The following is a 17,499-nucleotide window of genomic DNA, read 5'->3' as shown; positions in this document are numbered from 1 at the left end:
CAGGGCCGCCGGGACCCGCACGTACAGGGTCAGATCCCGGCGGCCCACGCCGTCGAGGCCTCGCACGAGGGCCCGGTCGGCGACCGCGTACAGCGGCAGCAGCACGAGGTCGTGCAGCAGTGCCGCACCCACGACCCACAGCACGACGCCGAACCAGTCGCCGGCCAGGAGGCGCACGCCCGCGTAGGCGGCGAGGGCGAACGAGCAGACGAGCAGCAGGAGCTGGAAGGGGCTTCCGAGGGGGATCCGGGGCCGGCGCATCAGAGGTCTCCGAAGGTCAGGCGGGCCACCCACTTGGTGTTCAGGACACCGGGCGCCTCGGGCACGATGATCCGCGCCGGGTGGCCGTGGTCGGGGGACAGCTCCTCGCCGTTGACGTACAGGGCGAGCAGGGAACGCGGGTCGGCCACCTGGTTGGCGCGCAGGGCGGCCTTGCGGAAGGCGCCGTGCCGCTGGAGCGACTCGACGAACAGGTCCGGCGGGTCGTCGTGGCCGACGAGTGCCGCGAGGTCGCGCAGCCGCACCCCGCGCCACCACTGGTCCGGGGTGGACCAGCCCTCCACGCAGGCGATCGGCAACGCGGCGCTGTACTGCGGCAGTTCGGCGAGCTGGGCACGGCTGAGGCGGACGGTTCCGGTGCGGCCGGTGACGACGAGCCGCCAGGCGTCGGCGCCCGTCTCGGCCCTGTCGATCCCGGCGTGGGCGGCGGTCTTGTTGATCTGGAAGCCGTTCGGGCCGACGCCGGGGTCGCCTCCGCCGTGCGGGGCCAGCAGGGCGGTGCGCCGCAGTGCGCCGCCGAGGCTCTGCCCCACCGTGGTCGCGAACAGCAGCAGCGAGGCGCCCCCGACGAACCACAGGGCGCCGCGGCGGGAGACGGTCGGCTCGGCGGGCCGCGGGGACACCAGGTCACGGGGCTCCTCGCGCAGCCGGCGCAGATTGCGCAGGGCCGCGGGCGTCTTCAGCACCGCGTGCGCCACGAACGCGGCGAAGAACACCCAGGCCCCGTAGAAGTGCAGCGGGTAGAAGGAACCCGGGAAGACGTAGTCGAGCTGGACGTTGAGGACGCCGGTCACGAACTCGAAGAGTCCGCCGCCGACCAGCAGCAGCAGCGAGAGCCGCTCCAGGGCGTGGGTGAGCGACCGGGCGGGCGGGAGCGCGAACAGCCTCGGCACCACCGACCACAGCTTCGCGAGCAGCACGGGGATCAGCGTGATGCCGAGGGTGACGTGGACGCCCTGGGTGAGTCGGTACAGCCAGTGCGGGTGGGTCGGCCAGGCGAAGAGGTAGAAGCCGAGGATCCCCTTGTCCGGGGTCTTGTCGTTCACCGGCGACAGGTCCGGGTTGTAGGCCGCGTACGAGAGCAGGCCGGTCACGAACATCACGGTGACGCCGACGAGCAGGACGAGGCCCAGCACGGAGGTGAACCGGGGGCCGCGCAGGGGGCTGCGCCAGAAGCCGGGCGACGTGGGGAGCAGGGGGGCGTGTGGATCGTCTCGCATGAGCCGACGGTAGGCCCGGACAGGCCTCCGGCCGGGTGCGGAAACCATGACGAAACGCTGACGTCGGACCCGGACGGCGGCGGACGGCCGGAAGGGTGCGGAACCCATGACGAAACGCTGACGTCGAGCCCGGACGGCGGCGGACGGGCGGCCGCGCGGCCTAGCGTTCCGGTGTGATCCGCACCCCGCCCCCTCCGGTCCCGCCCCTTCCGGTCCCGCCCTCTGCGGTCCCGCCCTCTCCGGCGCCGTCCCGAGGCACGCGCCGGGACCTGTACGCCGCCGCGGCCGCCGTCCTGCTCGTGGCGGCGGCCGTGCTGGCCGGCCGCCGCATCGAGGAGACCAGCCACACCCTGTTCGTCGACTGGCCCCCGCTGCTGGCGTCCTGGGGGCCGCATGCGGGCCCCGGCACCCCGGCGGCCGTCCTGGTGACCGTCGCCGTGGTCGCCCACGGCCCCTCCCTCGCGGCCCGGCTGCCCTGGCGGGCCCTGCTCGCGCTGGCCTGGGGCGCCTCGACGGCGTGGATCTTCTCCCTCGCCCTGATCGACGGCTGGCACCGGGGCGTCGCCGTCCGGCTCACCACACGGTACGAGTACCTCCAGGTCATCGACCGCTTCCACGACATCCCCGCCGCCCTGCGCGGCTTCACGGGGCACATCCTGCTCGACTCCCCCGACCACTGGCCCGCCCACGTGGTCGGTCATCCACCGGCCGCGACGCTCACCTTCGTGCTGCTCGACCGGATCGGGCTGCGGGGCGGGGGCTGGGCCGGGACGTGGTGCGTCGTCCTCGGGGCGACGGCCTGCGTGGCCGTGCTGGTGACCGTCCGCGCCCTGGCCGGCGAGGCCCTCGCCCGCCGGGCGGCACCCTTCCTCGTGCTGGCCCCGGCGGCCGTGTGGATGGGCACCTCGGCCGACGCCTGGTTCGCGGCCGTCGCCGCGTGGGCGGTGGCGCTGCTGGCGCTGGCGGTCACCGGCCGGTCACCGGGGTGGGCGGGGGCGTCCGGGCTGCTGTTCGGGCTGACCTGCTACCTGTCGTACGGCCTCACGCTCGTCGCGGCGATCGCGGCGGCGGTCCTCGTGCTCGGCCGGGCCGGGATCCGGGAGCGTCCCGTCCTGCTGCTGCCGCTGGCCGCCGGGCTCGCCGTGGTGCCCGTCGCGTTCACCCTCGCCGGGTTCGACTGGTGGGAGGGCTACCGGCTGCTGGTCACGCGGTACCACCAGGGCGCGGGCGGCATCCGCCCGTACGGCTACTGGGTGTGGGCCAACCTGGCCTGCACGATGCTCGTCATGGGCCTGGCGACGGCGGCGGGCCTGCGGCGCACGGCCGTCGCGCTGCTCGCGCACGGGGGCGCGCGGTCCGGCCGGGCTCGCGGCACGTCGCGCCGAGGGCCCGGCCGGACCCATGGTGCGACGACACGGCTCGCCGTCCTGGTGTCCGCCGCTGTCCTCGCGCTGCTGGTGGCGGACCTGTCCGGCATGAGCAAGGCGGAGACGGAACGCATCTGGCTGCCCTTCGCGGTGTGGCTGCTCCCGGCCTGCGCGCTCCTGCCCCGCCCCCGGGCCTGGCTCGTCGCCCAGGCGCTGCTCGCGCTGGCCCTGAACCATCTGCTGCGCACCGGGTGGTGAGGCGCGCGGGCGGTGCCGCGAGCGGCGCTCTCACCGGTCCCGCCGGGTGTGGGGGGTGAGCCGTTTCTCGAACCAGTGGTGGGCGTACGGCTCGTCGTTGAAGGCGGGGACCTCGGTGTACCCGCTGTCGCGGTAGAGGCGTGTGGCCGCTTCCAGGGCCTTGTTGGTGTCGAGTCGTACCAGCTCGCTGCCGTGCCGGGCGGCGCGCTCCTCCAGCTCGGCCAGCAGGCGCCGGGCGAGGCCGAGGCCCCGGGTGCCGGGGCGTACCCACACCCGCTTGATCTCGGCGGGGGCTCCGGCGGGCAGCTTCAGCCCGGCGCAGCCCACCGGCTCGCCGTGCAGCCGGGCCACGAGGAACAGACCGCGTGGCGCCCGCAGTTCGCCCGGGTCGGGCAGCAGACTCCGGGCGGGGTCGAAGCCGCCGTCGAAGAGCCGGGCGAGTTCGGTGGCGTAGGCGCGCAGGCAGTACGCGGCGTCCGGGTGATCGGGGTCGAGGACCTCCAGGGAGACGACAGCGGCCGTCAGCAGCCGTTCGACGGTCGCCATGGCCGAGGTCAGCCGGTCCCGCTGCCGGGCGTCGAGCGGGCCGAGGAGCGAGGCGGCGAGGGCGTCGCTGCGTTCGTCGAGGAGGGCGCGTTCCGTGCGTCCGGCAGCGGTCAGGCGCACGGTGCGCACCCGCCGGTCGCGGGGGTGGGGCTCGACGACGACGAGCCCGTCGCGTTCGAGGGCCCGCAGCAGCCGGCTGACGTAGCCTGAGTCGAGACCGAGCCGGTCCCGGACGCTGCGGACGTCATGGGTGGCGCCGTCGCCGATCTGCCACAGCAGCCGGGCCTGGCCGTAGGGGCGCGCGGCGCTCAGGTAGTGGTCGTGCAGCACTCCGACGCGCTCGGCGACCGTGCGGTTGAAGCGCCGTACCTGTTCGACTTGTTCCGCCGTCATTCTCTGACCTTAGTCAGAGAATGTCTCACTCGCCGTCAACTCCGGTGAATGTCGAACCACTCGGCGCCGCGACCGAGTCGCAGAACACCCCGTTCGGGACGATACCGGAGCTGGATCTTCCATCGTCGGAACGGCCGGGGGGACCGCTTCGAAGGCGATGGAAAGGATCCGCCATGCAACTCGAATCTCTCCCGGACGACGTCGTCGCGTCGATCGAGGTCCGGGATCGCTGGAGGCGCGCATCGGCCGGCGGCGGACTGGAGTTCCTCGTCACCGACATCGCGCGGTGGACCCCCGGTTCGACCGTACGGGTCGCGTTTCTCGACGGGGACGATCAACTGCACGCCGACATCGCGGGGGCGACGGAGCAGATCACCGACGCCTGCAATCTGAGACTCGACTTCGGCCACGATCCCGCGACCGGGACCTTCCGCCGATGGACCACGTCCGACACCGCCTACGCCGCGGAGATCCGGGGCGGTTTCGACCTGGAGGGCTTCTTCTCCCTGGTCGGTACCGACAGCACGGACCGCACCGTCGGCGCGGGAGGCGGCCCGGTCGGGGGAAACCCCGGCCAGCGCAGCCTGAACCTCGGGCGCTACGCGGTGAACCGGCCCGCCCGCCGGGAGGGCACCGTGCGCCACGAGTTCCTGCACGCGATCGGCTTCCACCACTCCCACCAGAACATGCGCGGCACCTGCGAGGAGGAGTTCCGCTGGGACGACGACGCCGGATACGTTCCCACGCGGGACCAGGACGGCGTCTTCGTGGCGGACGCCGAGGGCCGGCGCCCCGGCATCTACACCTACCTGGCGGGCGAGCCCAACCGCTGGCCGCGCGCGAAGGTGGATCACAACCTGCGCACCGAGGACGACCCGGATGTCGTGGCCGGGCCGTTCGACCCGCAGTCGGTGATGCTGTACCGGTTCCCGTCGTTCTTCTGCAAGTCCGCCCCCAGCAGCTGCGCGCCGACCGGTGACGGGCAGCACCTGTCGGCCGGTGACCGGCGCGGCCTCCAGCTGCTGTACCCGCACACGGCCCACGAGTTGGCGGACCTGCAGACCCGGGCGGACGCGGTCCTGCACTCGATCGGGACCGGCGGGGAGGGACTGCGCGGCCCGGACGGCGGCGACCTGGCGCAGACGTACCGCAGCCGGGTGGAGACGCTGGTCGCGGCACAGGCGGCGGGAGCCCCCTGAGAGACACCATGCACATGTCGCCCTCCGGGTACCGGAGGGCGACCGTTCTGTGCGCACGATCGCACGGCGGGGATCTTGATTCATGCCCCGACGTGACCTGGGCATCCGCAAGGTCGATACTGCTGACATGAGGTGCACGCCACCTGACAGACCGTCATTCATCCGCTCCATCGCCCCGGACCAACGAGATCGAGAACTGAAGAACCACCTCTGACCAGCGACGACGCAGGCCGGTGACGGACCTGCTGATCCTTTGGGAGATACCAGTGAAGATGCTGATCAACGTCCCCGAGACCGTGGTCGCGGACGCGCTGCGTGGTCTGGCGGCAGCCCACCCGGACCTGACCGTGGACGTGGAGAACCGGGTCATCGTGCGGCGGGACGCCCCCGTCGCCGGGAAGGTCGGGCTGGTCTCGGGCGGAGGCTCGGGGCACGAGCCGCTGCACGGCGGATTCGTCGGCCCCGGCATGCTGTCGGCGGCCTGCCCGGGCGAGGTGTTCACCTCCCCCGTGCCCGACCAGATGCTGCGCGCGGCGGCGGCCGTGGACAGCGGGGCCGGCGTGCTGTTCATCGTGAAGAACTACACCGGTGACGTCCTCAACTTCGACATGGCCGCCGAGCTGGCCGAGGACGAGGGCATCCAGGTCGCGAAGGTCCTGGTCAACGACGACGTGGCCGTGACCGACAGTCTCTACACGGCGGGCCGGCGCGGCACCGGCGCGACCCTCTTCGTGGAGAAGATCGCGGGCGCCGCCGCCGACGAGGGCATGCCGCTGGAGCGGGTGGAGGCCATCGCCCGGCAGGTCAACGAGAACTCCCGCAGCTTCGGTGTCGCGCTGAGCGCCTGCAGCACCCCGGCCAAGGGCAGCCCCACCTTCGATCTGCCGCCGGGTGAGCTGGAGTTGGGCATCGGCATCCACGGCGAGCCCGGCCGGGAGCGGCGTCCGATGATGACCTCGGGCGAGATCGCCGAGGCCGCCGTCGAGGCCGTGGTGGAGGACCTGCGGCCGCGCAACCCGGTGCTGGTCCTCGTCAACGGCATGGGGGCGACGCCGCTGCTGGAGCTGTACGGATTCAACGCCGAGGTGCACCGGGTGCTCGCGGAGCGCGGCATCGCCGTGGCCCGCGTCCTGGTCGGCAACTACGTCACCTCCCTCGACATGGCCGGCGCCTCGCTCACCCTGTGCCAGGTCGACGAGGAGCTGCTGCGGCTGTGGGACGCGCCGGTGAAGACGCCCGGCCTGCGCTGGGGCGTGTGAGAGACAGGGGGTAGAGGATCACCACGTACCTACCAGGCAAGGAGATCCAGTGCTCGACGCCGATTTCTTCCGCCGTTGGATGACGGCGACCGCCGCGTCCGTCGACCGTGAGGCGGAACGGCTCACCGCCCTCGACTCCCCCATCGGGGACGCCGACCACGGCAGCAATCTCCAGCGCGGCTTCCACGCGGTCAAGGCCGCCCTGGACAAGGAGCCCCCCGCGACACCCGGCGAGGTCCTCACGCTGGCCGGACGCCAGCTCATCTCCACGGTCGGCGGCGCCTCCGGGCCGCTCTACGGCACGCTGCTGCGCCGGGCGGGCAAGGCGCTCGGGGACGCGGCCGAGGTCGGACCGGAGCAGCTGGCCGAGGCGCTGCGGACCGGGGTGGACGCGGTCATGACGCTCGGCGGGGCCGCGCCGGGCGACAAGACCATGATCGACGCGCTGGTGCCCGCGGTGGACGCGCTCGGCGAGTCGTTCGCGGCCGCCCGCGCCGCCGCGGAGGAGGGTGCCGTCGCGACGACGCCCTTGCAGGCCCGCAAGGGCCGGGCGAGCTATCTGGGCGAGCGCAGCATCGGGCACCAGGACCCCGGTGCCACGTCCTCGGCGCTGCTGATCGCGGCTCTCGCGGAGGCCGCCGGTGAGTGACGAGCGGCTGGTGGGCATCGTGCTGGTGTCGCACAGCGCGGAGGTGGCCTCCTCGGTCGCCGCGCTGGCGAAGGGGCTCGCGGGCGGCGGCACGGAGGTGCCGGTCGCCCCGGCGGGCGGTACCGAGGGCGGCGGACTCGGCACGAGCGCCGAGCTGATCGCCGCGGCGGCCGCGTCCGTGGACCGCGGGGCCGGCGTCGCCGTCCTGACGGACCTGGGCAGCGCGGTGCTGACCGTGAAGGCGCTGCTCGCGGAGGGCGACGAACTCCCCGAGGGGACCCGGCTGGTGGACGCCCCGTTCGTGGAGGGAGCCGTGGCCGCGGTGGTCACGGCCTCCACCGGGGCCGATCTGGCGGCGGTGGAGGCGGCCGCCGCGGAGGCGTACACGTACCGGAAGACCTGAGACCCGCACCCGGCCCCGGGGCCCGGGCCCGCCGGAAGACGGCGGTCCCGGCCACCGGGCCCTCCCGGCCTCGTCCGCCTTCACCTGCGGCATCCGGCTGCCGCCGCGGGACCAGCGCCGGGCGGGGTCGGCGCTGCGGGCGTCCGCGCGGCCAGTCGGCGGCATCGTTCGAGGGCCGGTTCGCCGTCGGACCGCGTCTCGCCGCCGCCACCGCACCGGCACCGGCACCGGCACCGGCAGGAAGGAGCCGACCTGGCAGGTTCGCGACCCGGGCCGCGCCTCAGTGGGCGCCGATGAAGCGTTTCGCCGCGCGTTCGCCCGCCGCCACGGCGGCCGCGTGGTCCTCGATGGGGGACACGCGGGTGTTCTTGAAGACGATGTAGGTGACGCCCGAGGGCACGCCGCCGCCGTGCGGGTCCGGGCGGATGCCGAGGGCCTTGGCCGTCGCGTAGGACGCCTCCCCGATGATGTGCCGCGGACCCGTGTCGCCGACGACCGCGTACTGCACCCGGTCCCGGTGGATGACGGCCACGACCGATCCCCCGCGGACGCCGTGGTCCCGGTAGTCCCAGACGGGTCCCGGGGCGGGCACGACGATGAAGGGCAGGCGCTCGGCGCTCAGGGGACGCCCGTCGGACTGCGCGAAGGCCGTGCTGGGGGCGAAGTAGGGGTCGGTGCGGCGGTTGCAGCGGGGGCCCGGACGGCCGTCGCAGTCGATGTCCATGTCCGCCTTCCAGTACACGGCGTCACGCGTGCCACACACCGGGATCGTGGCGGGGGCGCCGTGGTCGCTGCGGTAGTTGCCGCGCGAGACGGGGGTGCAGTCGCGCACCTCGGCCAGCAGGTCGGCGGCGGACACCGTGCCCGCGCGCCACGCCACGGGCCGGTCGCCGTACGAGGGCGGCGGGGTGGGGGCGGTCGTCGGGGCGAGCAGGGCGGCGCTGGCCGCGGCCAGTGAGAGCGACTGGACACGCACGATACGAATGCCTCTCCTCGGGGACCTGACGGGCACTCAGCCCAATCTGGCCCCGGCGTGAACGGCGGGCCACCGCTGGGGGGCCGGACGGTGCACGCACCCCAACCACCGAAAGGGGCCGGGGGCCTGAGTCCGTGTGAGACCCGGGCCGCCCGGCCACCCGCGCCAACGCGGCATCTGCGACGACAGCGGTCCGCGTGACAGGCCCGAACTCCCCGGTGTCCGCCGGGTGTTCGGCCGTGAGGAACTTCAGCATACGTAACCCGTCCGGGTGGTCGCGCACGGCGGGGTGACGTCGGGCTCCGACCCCACCCTCTTGATGTGATCGCGTCAGTCACGTCATATTGGTCCGGACCATTCCCGAGCCCCACCCCGGGAGGCAGTCCCGTGCGACGTGTTGCCCTGCTCCGACGGTGCGCCGTGCTCTGCGCGACGGCCGCCCTCGCCACCTCCTGCGGCCGGGCGGGAACGGGCGAGAGCGGCCAAGGCTCCCCGCCCGGCGCGCCGACCGGCGTCACGGCGGCCGCGGGCAGCGCCACGAGCGTGCACGTCATGTGGAACGCGACCGAGCGGGCCCACCGCTACGAGGTGTATCGCGGCACTACGAAGGTCAAGGAAGTGCCGGGCTCTGAGCACATGGTGGACGTCACCAGGCTGCGGCCGTCCACGCTGTACGCCTTCACCGTGCGGGCACGGGACGCCGACGGGCGGCTCGGGCCGCGCAGCCGGGAGGTCCGGGCGAGGACACCCGCGGCCGCCGCGGACGACCGCTCGGCGCCCACCCGGCCCACGGCGGCCCGCGGACGCCCCGCCGGGAGCCGGGCCGTCCAGCTGTCCTGGTCCGCCTCGACGGACGACCAGGGCGTGGTGTCGTACGACATCCACCAGGGGGACACGAAGATCCACAGTGTGGGCGGCGGCCAGACCGCCACCGTGGTCACGGGGCTGCGGCCCGGCTCGGCCTACGCGTTCACCGTCCGTGCCCGGGACGCGGCCGGCAACGTCTCCCCCGCCAGTGCCGCCGTCCGCCTCACCACACCGGGCAGGGACGACGGCCGTGCCACCGCGCCCACCGGCTTCCGGGCCACGAGCCACCGAGCGGACGGGGCCTACCACCTCGACCTCAGCTGGATCCCGCCCCGGGTGGACGGCGTGATCACCGAGTACCAGATCCAGCTGGACGGACGGGCTGCCACGTCCCTCGTGTTCGGCGGGAACCCGCCGCGCGGACGGGCGACGTACAGCTTCTACGTCGGGCGGGACAGCGGTGTCACCCACCGCGTCCGCATCCGGGCGATGCTGCCGGACGGCACCTGGGGAGGCTTCTCGGCGGAGCGGGCGGTGACCACGGGCGCGGGGCGGTGACGACGCGCGCGGGCCTCTGATCCACACCCGCGGCACCGGCCGCCGGGCGGGGCGGCGTCACCTGCACGGCGGCGTCCGGCGTGCGGCCCGGACCGGGGGCGCCTTGGCTGACCCTGAGGCAGCACGGGCGTTCCCGACCCTCGGCGGCGCTAGGGATGTACCGCCAACCGTGCCGCCGGAGGGCAGTCCACATGCGCAACTCATCGATAGTTCTCCGCTCCGGCCTGACGACGGCCGCCGCCGCGCTGCCCCTCGCTCTGGCGGCGGTGCCCGCGGCCGCGGGCCCGGGCATCTCCGTGAGCACCACGGGCTCCACGGTGTCGGTCACGACCAGCGCGTGCACCCAGATCAACGGCAGCTGGGGCACCGCCTCGCTCCTCACCAGCAGTCAGGGCAGCTTCGCCCAGGGGCGGCAGGTGACCCTGTCGGGCACGTCGACCAGTCAGTCCGCCGCCTGGTCGAGCGTCACCGCGGGCACGTACACCGTCATCGTCATCTGCTCGGACGGCACCACCGCGGGCACGCAGTCCGTCGTGGTCTCCCCCGCCCCCACCCCCACGCGGACCGCGTCACCGTCGGTCTCGCCGTCCCGCGGCGTCATGGGCGGGGTCGGCGGATCGTCGACGGACTACGGGACCGTCACGCTGGTCGCGGGCGGCACGCTGGTCGGTTCGGGCGTCCTCGCGACGGCCTGGTACCTGCGCCGGCGCAACAGGCCGCACCGGCTCTGATCCGGTGCGGATGGCGGCCCGCCCGGTCGAAGCGCTCCGGCCGGGCGGGCCGCCGTCACGTCCGCTCGCCGCGTGCCGGTCCCGGTCAGACCGTCGCCGCTGTCCGTCGCGGGTGTCCGTCAGAGCGTCGCAGGCGTCCGTCGGACCGTCGCCGGTGCCCGTCGGACCGTCGCCGGTGCCCGTCGGCATCATCGCCGCCGTCCGTGACCGTCGCCGCCGTCGTGAGACCATCGCCGGTGTGCGTCAGACCTACCGGGTCGGCTCGGGGCCCGGCAGTTCGGCGACGTCCGCGACGGCCCGCCTGAGCCACTGGGTCCAGAAGGTCTCCAGGTCGATCCCGGCCCGGAGCACCAGGTGCCGCAGCCGGTCCTCGGTGCCGTCCCGGCCGGGCGGGAAGTCCCGCTTCTCGATCTCCCGGTACTCCGCCAGCTGCCGCTCGTGGAGCTCCAGATGGCGGCGCAGATCGGCCTCCAGACCCGCGGTGCCGACCACGGCCGCCGCCCTGAGCCGCAGCAGCAGCGTGTCGCGGTGGGGCTTGGGGTCCTGCGAGGCGGCGGTCCAGCGGGCCAGTTCGGCCCGGCCCGCCGGCAGCACCTCGTAGCTCTTCTTCTGCCCGCGGGCCGGCTGCTGTGACGGCAGGGCCCTGATGAGGCCGTCGGCCTCCAGTTTCCCGAGTTCGCGATAGATCTGCTGGTGCGTCGCCGACCAGAAGTAGCCGATCGACCGGTCGAAGCGGCGGGTCAGCTCCAGCCCGGACGACGGCTTCTCGAGCAGGGCGGTCAGGATCGCGTGCGGGAGTGACATGGCCTCATCCTAGGGACGCGGCACCGCGCTACAGGGCGGCCGCCAGCTCGGTGCCCTGCTTGATGGCGCGCTTGGCGTCCAGTTCCGCGGCGACGTCGGCGCCGCCGATGAGGTGCGCGCTGCGCCCGGCCGCGATCAGCTCCTCGTACAGGCCGCGGCGCGGCTCCTGGCCCGTGCACAGCACGATGGTGTCGACCGGGAGCACCGTGCTCTCCTCGCCGACGGTGATGTGCAGTCCGGCGTCGTCGATCCGGTCGTAGCGCACGCCCGGCACCATCGTGACGCCGCGGTGCTTGAGTTCCGTGCGGTGGATCCAGCCGGTGGTCTTGCCCAGTCCGGCGCCCACCTTGGACGTCTTGCGCTGCAGCAGGTGGACCGTGCGCGGGGGGACGGGCCGCTCGGGCGCGGCGAGACCGCCGGGGGCGCGGTAGTCCAGGTCGACGCCCCACTGGCGGAAGTACGTCCGGGGGTTCTCGTGGGCCTTGTCGCCGGTGTCGGTGAGGTACTCGGCGACGTCGAAGCCGATGCCGCCCGCGCCGAGGATCGCCACCCGGTCGCCGACGGGGGCGCCGTCGCGCAGGACGTCGAGGTAGCCGAGGACGCTCGGGTGGTCGACGCCCGGGATGTCGGGCGTGCGCGGGGTGACGCCGGTGGCGACGACGACCTCGTCGAAGCCGTCGACGTCGGCGGAGGTGACCCGGGTGTTCAGCCGGACGTCGACGCCGTGCCAGTCGAGCTGGGTGCGGAAGTAGCGCAGCGTCTCGTCGAACTCCTGCTTCCCGGGCACCTTGCGGGCGACGTTGAGCTGCCCGCCGATCTCGCTCGCCGCGTCGAACAGCGTCACCTCGTGCCCGCGCTCCGCGGCCGAGACCGCGCAGGCGAGTCCGGCCGGGCCCGCGCCGACGACCGCGACGCGCTTGCGCAGCCGGGTCGGGGAGAGCACGAGCTCGGTCTCGTGACAGGCGCGCGGGTTGACCAGGCAGGACGTGATCAGGCCGCTGAAGGTGTGGTCGAGGCAGGCCTGATTGCAGCCGATGCAGGTGTTGATCGCCTCGGGACGGCCGGCCTGCGCCTTGGTGACGAAGTCGGGGTCGGCGAGCATCGGGCGGGCCATCGACACCATGTCGGCCGCGCCCTCGGCGAGGAGTTCCTCGGCGAGTTCGGGGGTGTTGATGCGGTTGGTGGTGACGAGCGGGACGGACACCTCGCCCATCAGCCGCCGGGTCACCCACGTGTAGGCGCCGCGCGGCACGGAGGTGGCGATGGTGGGGATGCGGGCCTCGTGCCAGCCGATGCCGGTGTTGATGATCGTCGCCCCGGCGTCCTCGACCGCCTTGGCGAGGGTGATCACCTCGTCGAGCGTGGAGCCGCCCGGCACGAGGTCGAGCATGGAGAGGCGGTAGATGACGATGAAGTCCTCGCCGACCGCCTCGCGCACCCGGCGCACGATCTCCAGCGGGAAGCGGGTGCGGTTCTCGTACGAGCCGCCCCAGCGGTCGGTGCGCCGGTTGGTCTGCCGGGCGATGAACTCGTTGATGAGGTAACCCTCGGAGCCCATGATCTCGACGCCGTCGTAGCCGGCCTGCCGGGCGAGGCGGGCGGCGCGCGCGTAGTCGTCGATCGTCCGCTCGATGTCGGCGTCGGTGAGCTCGCGCGGCGGGAAGGGGCTGATGGGCGCCTGCAGCGGGCTGGGCGCGACCAGGTCGCGGTGGTAGGCGTAGCGGCCGAAGTGCAGGATCTGCATCGCGATCCGCCCGCCCTCGCGGTGCACGGCGTCGGTGATGACCCGGTGCTGCTCGGCCTCCGCCTCGGTGGTGAGCTTGGCGCCGCCCTCGTAGGGACGTCCCTCGTCGTTGGGGGCGATACCGCCGGTGACGATCAGGCCCACCCCGCCGCGGGCGCGGGCGGCGTAGAAGGCGGCCATGCGCGCGAAGCCGCCCTCGGCCTCTTCCAGGCCCACGTGCATGGAGCCCATGAGGACCCGGTTGGGCAGGGTGGTGAAGCCCAGGTCGAGGGGGCTCAGCAGGTGCGGGTAACGGCTCATCGGGCCCTCCGTGCGCGGTGTCGTGCCTGTAGTTGTAGAGGACTACCGACGGTTTATGCAACTAGTTGCACAAGGTGATGGAGGGCACAGTAGGGCCATGACCAGGGACCTTGGAGCGCTGTCCGCGGTGGTGGACCTCGCCGGTGAGCTGATCCGCCGCCCCAGCCGGGCCGGCCTGGACGACCACGGGCCCGTGCTGGACGTGCTGGAGGAGTGGCTCTCCGGCCGCGGGCTGCCGCACCGCCGGCTGCGCGACGGCACCGGCCGCGCGGTCGCCCTGCTGGTGGAGATCGCCGGCGGGCGGCCCGGCCCCTGGTGGACGCTGGACGCCTGCGTGGACACCGCGCCGTACGGCGACGAGTCGGCCTGGTCGTTCCCTCCCGACGCCGGGGACGTGGTGGACGGCCGGCTGCGCGGCAGGGGCGCGGCCGACTCCAAGCTCGCCGCGTCCCTGTTCTGCCACCTCGCGGCGGAGCTGCACGGCCGGGCCGGTGAACTGCGCGGCGGGCTCGCGGTGCTGCTCGACGCCGACGAGCACACCGGCGGCTTCGGGGGCGCCCGGGCCTACCTCGCCGATCCCCGGGCCGTCCGGCCGGCCGGAGTGATGATCGGCTACCCGGGCCTGGACGAGGTCGTGGTCGGCGGGCGCGGGCTGTGGCGGGCCGCGATCACCGTGCACGGGGCGGCCGGGCACTCCGGGTCGAGCCGGCCGGCGGTCGGGGCGGTGTCGCGGGCGGCGCGTCTGGTCCGGCTGCTGGACGAGGCTCCGCTGCCCGGCGCGCACGGGGAGTTCCCGCTGCCGCCGAAGCTGACGGTGACGTACTGCCACGGCGGTGAGGGGTTCTCCGTCGTCCCGGACCGCTGCGAGGTGGGCGTGGACGTCCGCACCACACCGCACTTCGGCGCCCCCGCCGCCGAGCACCTGGTCCGGTCGGCGGCGGGCGAACTCGACGCGCTGCTGCCCGGGCCGCGGCCGACCGAGGTCGCCCCGGTGGCCGCCTGGCCCCCGTACCGGCTGGACGCCCACGAACAGCCCGCCGCCGCGCTCCTCGGCGCCGCCGCCGAGGAGGGGCTGCGGGTGCGGGCCAAGACCGCGGGCCCGTCGAACATCGGCAATCTGCTCGCCGCCGAGGGCATCCCGGCCACGGCCGGCTTCGGCCTGCCCCACAGCGGCCTGCACGGCGTGGACGAGCAGGTGCGGCTGGCGGACCTGCCCGTGGTGTACGCCGTCTACCGGAGGGCCGTCCTCGGCCTGCTGGGGGCGTGAGCGGCGCTCACCGGCTCTGCAGGCGCACGTGCAGTTCCTTCTCCTGGTCGCCGGAGACCGTGCTCAGGTCGTGCACGTCGAACAGGGAGTCCAGGGTCGTGCGCAGCCGCTCGATCGCCCAGTACCCGCCGTGCAGGTCGGCTTCGACCGAGGACGACAGCCGGGCCTCGGGGTGTGTCCCCTCGTGCGTGTCGGCGACGTCGAAGGTGCCGAGCCAGACGGTGGGGCGGGTCTCGTGCAGTTCCTCCGGGACGTCGTCGGCGCACCGGTCGGACTCGAAGCAGGCGCACAGCGTGTCGAACACGATCCGGGCGTCGTGCTTGCTGCACCCGCTGATCTCCACCGAGACCGAGTGGGGGTGCGGTCGCTCGTGGTTCATCGCCATCGTGATCGCTCCTTACGTGGCCACGCCGCCGTTTCCGCCCCTCCCCCAGCAAAGCACCACCTTCCGCCGAGCACTACCGGCGGCGAGGAGGCTTCTGCGGGGCGGCACGCGCCCCGGTGGGAGATGGTGGAAGGTGGCGGAAGGGGCCTCGCACCGACGGCTCCGCGCGGTAGAACTGGGGTGTCGGCACCGTGACGGCGTGCCGCGAGAACGGCGAAGGCGGGGCGTGGGATGAGTGCAGCCGGGTCTCCCGAAGCCGGGGGCGAGGAGCCGGTGCGCGGTTCCGCGCGGCCGAGCGGACTGCTCGACGTCCTGCGTGTGGCCTCGGTGGTCCTGGACACCGAGGGCCGCATCGTGCTGTGGAGCCCGCAGGCCGAGGAGCTGTTCGGGTACGAGGCGCGGGAGGCGCTCGGGCAGTTCGCCGCGCGGATCATGGTCCACGAGCAGCACGTCGACCTCGTGGTCAAGCTGTTCGCGGACGTCATGGGCACCGGGCAGAGCTGGGCGGGGGCGTTCCCCGTCCGCCGCAAGGACGGCACCACCCGGCTGGTGGAGTTCCGCAACATGCGGCTGCTGGACGACCGGGGCGACGTCTACGCGCTGGGCCTGTGCGCCGACCAGTCGACCGTGCACCGGCTGGAGCGGGAGGTGGCGCTGTCGACGCGGATGATCGCGCAGTCCCCGATCGGGCTGGCCGTGCTGGACACCGAGCTGCGCTACGTCTCCGTGAACAAGGCCCTGGAGGAGATCAACGGCCTCCCGGCCGACGAGCACCTGGGCCGCACGCCCCGCGAGGTCGTGCCCGGGATGGACGTCGACGCCCTGGAGACGGCGACGCGCCGGGTGCTGGAGACGGGTACGCCGGTCGTCGACCAGTCCACGATCGGCCGCACCCCGGCCGATCCGCACCAGGACCACGCCTGGTCGGTCTCGCTGTACCGGCTGGAGAACGCCTTCGGGACCGTGCTGGGCGTGGCCGTCTCGATCGTCGACGTCACCGAGCAGTACCGGGCCGGGATCGAGGCCGAGGCGGCCCGGCGGCGGCTGGCGCTGATCGCCGACGCCTCGGGGCGGATCGGCACCACGCTGGACCTCGACCGCACGGCCCGCGAACTCACCGAGGTCGCCGTGCCGGAACTCGCCGACATCGCGGCCGTGGACCTCCTGGACGCGGTGGTGCAGGGCCGGCAGTCCAGCCTCGGCCCCACCGAGTCGGCGGTGATCCGCGCGCTCGCGGTCCAGGGGTACGACTCCGCCGAGGCACTGGAGGCGGCCGATCCGCCCGGACAGGTGGCCCGGTACGCCCCCGACCGGCTCGTCACGCAGTGCGTGCGCACGGCGAGCCCCGTGATGCTCCCCGAGGTCAAGGACGAGGACCTGGCGCGCATCGCCCGCTCCCCCGAGGCGGCCGAGCTGCTGGGCCGGGCCGGGGTGCACTCGTACCTGGCGGTGCCGCTGATCGCCCGCGGCCAGGTGCTGGGCGCCCTGGACCTCAAACGCACCCGCAATCCCCTGCCGTTCACCGAGGACGACCTGCTGCTGGCCCGCGAACTGGCCGCCCGGGCCGCCGTGCAGATCGACAACGCGCGCTGGTACCAGAGCGCGCGCGACACCGCGCTCACGCTGCAGCGCAGCCTGCTGCCCAGCCACCCCGCGGTCACGGGCGGCCTGGAGGTGGCCTCCCGCTACCAGCCGGCCGGTGCCACGAGCGAGGTCGGCGGCGACTGGTTCGACGTGATCCCACTGGAGGGCGACAAGACCGCGCTGGTCGTCGGCGACGTGATGGGCAGCGGCATCCCCGCGGCGGCCGCCATGGGGCGGCTGCGGACCGCGACCAACACGCTGGCCTCGCTGGACCTCGACCCGAACGTGCTGCTGGAGCACCTCGACAAGATCACCGCCGGGCTGGACCAGGCCATCGCCACGTGCGTGTACGCCGTCCACGACCCGCGCCGGCGGGAGTGCCGCATCGCCAACGCCGGTCACCTGCCGCCCGTCCGGGTCCGGGCCGGCCGTCCTCCGGAGCTGCTCGACCTGCCGACGGGGGTGCCGCTCGGCGTCGGCGGGGTCGCCTTCGCGACCACCACCGTCGACCTGGAGCCCGGCGACCGGCTGGTGTTCTACACCGACGGACTGGTCGAGACCCGGCGCGACCCGCTCGACGACCGGCTCGGCACGCTCCTGTCGCTGCTGGAGGGGCCGGACCGGCCGTTGGAGGAGGTCTGCGAGGTGCTGCTGCGGACCCTGCACGAGCCGGACAACTTCGACGACGTGGCGCTCCTGATCGCCCGCGCGACGACCCCGGACTGAGGGGTCCCGGCGATCCGGAGCCCGGGCCGGGGGTGCCAGGCCGT

Annotated in this window: 15 protein-coding genes; 9 read left to right on the top strand and 6 right to left on the bottom strand. The window is 74.0% G+C overall.

What is annotated here, in order from left to right; genetic code table 11:
• Positions 1-260: 260 nt before the first annotated feature.
• On the bottom strand, positions 261-1,499 hold the full coding sequence (locus ACIGAQ_RS26470; protein WP_399786833.1) for a molybdopterin-dependent oxidoreductase: 1,239 nt from the start codon (positions 1,497-1,499) through the stop codon (positions 261-263).
• A gap of 173 nt (positions 1,500-1,672) precedes the next feature.
• Between ACIGAQ_RS26470 and ACIGAQ_RS26465 the strand changes: the two genes are divergently transcribed.
• Positions 1,673-3,124 carry a hypothetical protein gene (locus ACIGAQ_RS26465; RefSeq protein ID WP_399786830.1) on the top strand — a complete coding sequence of 484 codons (1,452 nt, stop codon included), beginning with the start codon at positions 1,673-1,675 and terminating at the stop codon, positions 3,122-3,124.
• Between the two features lie 30 nt (positions 3,125-3,154).
• On the opposite strand, the gene ACIGAQ_RS26460 is transcribed toward ACIGAQ_RS26465, so the two are convergent.
• Complete coding sequence (locus tag ACIGAQ_RS26460) at positions 3,155-4,063, bottom strand: GNAT family N-acetyltransferase (protein WP_399786827.1); 909 nt, start codon at positions 4,061-4,063, stop codon at positions 3,155-3,157.
• A gap of 173 nt (positions 4,064-4,236) precedes the next feature.
• On the opposite strand from ACIGAQ_RS26460, the gene ACIGAQ_RS26455 reads away from it, so the two are divergent.
• From ACIGAQ_RS26455 to ACIGAQ_RS26440, 4 genes are all read left to right on the top strand, one after another.
• Positions 4,237-5,262, top strand: a complete 1,026-nt coding sequence (locus ACIGAQ_RS26455) for a hypothetical protein (RefSeq protein WP_399786824.1) — start codon at positions 4,237-4,239, stop codon at positions 5,260-5,262.
• Positions 5,263-5,528: 266 nt separating this feature from the next.
• A complete protein-coding gene (gene dhaK, locus ACIGAQ_RS26450) occupies positions 5,529-6,521 on the top strand; it encodes a dihydroxyacetone kinase subunit DhaK (protein WP_311679100.1) in 993 nt (330 codons plus the stop codon).
• Between the two features lie 49 nt (positions 6,522-6,570).
• Entirely contained in the window at positions 6,571-7,170 is a 600-nt protein-coding gene (gene dhaL, locus ACIGAQ_RS26445) for a dihydroxyacetone kinase subunit DhaL (protein ID WP_311679101.1), read from the top strand.
• Positions 7,163-7,573 carry a PTS fructose transporter subunit IIA gene (locus ACIGAQ_RS26440; RefSeq protein ID WP_362281372.1) on the top strand — a complete coding sequence of 137 codons (411 nt, stop codon included), beginning with the start codon at positions 7,163-7,165 and terminating at the stop codon, positions 7,571-7,573. The genes dhaL and ACIGAQ_RS26440 overlap by 8 nt, the downstream gene beginning before the upstream one ends.
• Before the next feature lie 280 nt (positions 7,574-7,853).
• Here ACIGAQ_RS26440 and ACIGAQ_RS26435 read toward each other — a convergent pair whose 3' ends face one another.
• Positions 7,854-8,549, bottom strand: coding sequence for a glycoside hydrolase family 75 protein (locus tag ACIGAQ_RS26435; protein ID WP_399786820.1), 696 nt, complete (start codon positions 8,547-8,549; stop codon positions 7,854-7,856).
• Positions 8,550-8,936: 387 nt separating this feature from the next.
• Here ACIGAQ_RS26435 and ACIGAQ_RS26430 point away from each other — a divergent pair, with 387 nt between their 5' ends.
• Together ACIGAQ_RS26430 and ACIGAQ_RS26425 are read left to right on the top strand one after the other, a co-directional pair.
• On the top strand, positions 8,937-9,914 hold the full coding sequence (locus ACIGAQ_RS26430) for a fibronectin type III domain-containing protein (protein WP_399786817.1): 978 nt from the start codon (positions 8,937-8,939) through the stop codon (positions 9,912-9,914).
• A gap of 191 nt (positions 9,915-10,105) precedes the next feature.
• Entirely contained in the window at positions 10,106-10,645 is a 540-nt protein-coding gene (locus ACIGAQ_RS26425; protein WP_311679107.1) for a hypothetical protein, read from the top strand.
• A 249-nt stretch (positions 10,646-10,894) separates the two neighbouring features.
• Here ACIGAQ_RS26425 and ACIGAQ_RS26420 read toward each other — a convergent pair whose 3' ends face one another.
• Positions 10,895-11,449, bottom strand: coding sequence for a PadR family transcriptional regulator (locus ACIGAQ_RS26420; RefSeq protein ID WP_311679109.1), 555 nt, complete (start codon positions 11,447-11,449; stop codon positions 10,895-10,897).
• Positions 11,450-11,477: 28 nt separating this feature from the next.
• The gene (locus ACIGAQ_RS26415) at positions 11,478-13,493 is read right to left on the bottom strand and encodes an NADPH-dependent 2,4-dienoyl-CoA reductase (RefSeq protein ID WP_362281382.1); all 2,016 of its coding nucleotides are present in this window, start codon (positions 13,491-13,493) and stop codon (positions 11,478-11,480) included.
• 97 nt (positions 13,494-13,590) lie between these two features.
• On the opposite strand from ACIGAQ_RS26415, the gene ACIGAQ_RS26410 reads away from it, so the two are divergent.
• Complete coding sequence (locus ACIGAQ_RS26410; RefSeq protein WP_399786812.1) at positions 13,591-14,760, top strand: M20 family metallopeptidase; 1,170 nt, start codon at positions 13,591-13,593, stop codon at positions 14,758-14,760.
• Positions 14,761-14,767: 7 nt separating this feature from the next.
• On the opposite strand, the gene ACIGAQ_RS26405 is transcribed toward ACIGAQ_RS26410, so the two are convergent.
• A complete protein-coding gene (locus tag ACIGAQ_RS26405; protein ID WP_311679286.1) occupies positions 14,768-15,139 on the bottom strand; it encodes a hypothetical protein in 372 nt (123 codons plus the stop codon).
• 237 nt (positions 15,140-15,376) lie between these two features.
• Here ACIGAQ_RS26405 and ACIGAQ_RS26400 point away from each other — a divergent pair, with 237 nt between their 5' ends.
• Complete coding sequence (locus ACIGAQ_RS26400; protein WP_362281387.1) at positions 15,377-17,455, top strand: SpoIIE family protein phosphatase; 2,079 nt, start codon at positions 15,377-15,379, stop codon at positions 17,453-17,455.
• Positions 17,456-17,499: the final 44 nt, after the last annotated feature.

The sequence above is a fragment of the Streptomyces sp. NPDC085932 genome, assembly GCF_044540525.1.
GTDB classification, from domain to species: Bacteria; Actinomycetota; Actinomycetes; order Streptomycetales; family Streptomycetaceae; genus Streptomyces; species Streptomyces levis.
Note: the sequence above shows the minus strand (reverse complement) of the source record. Positions and strands in the feature narration are given on the sequence as shown.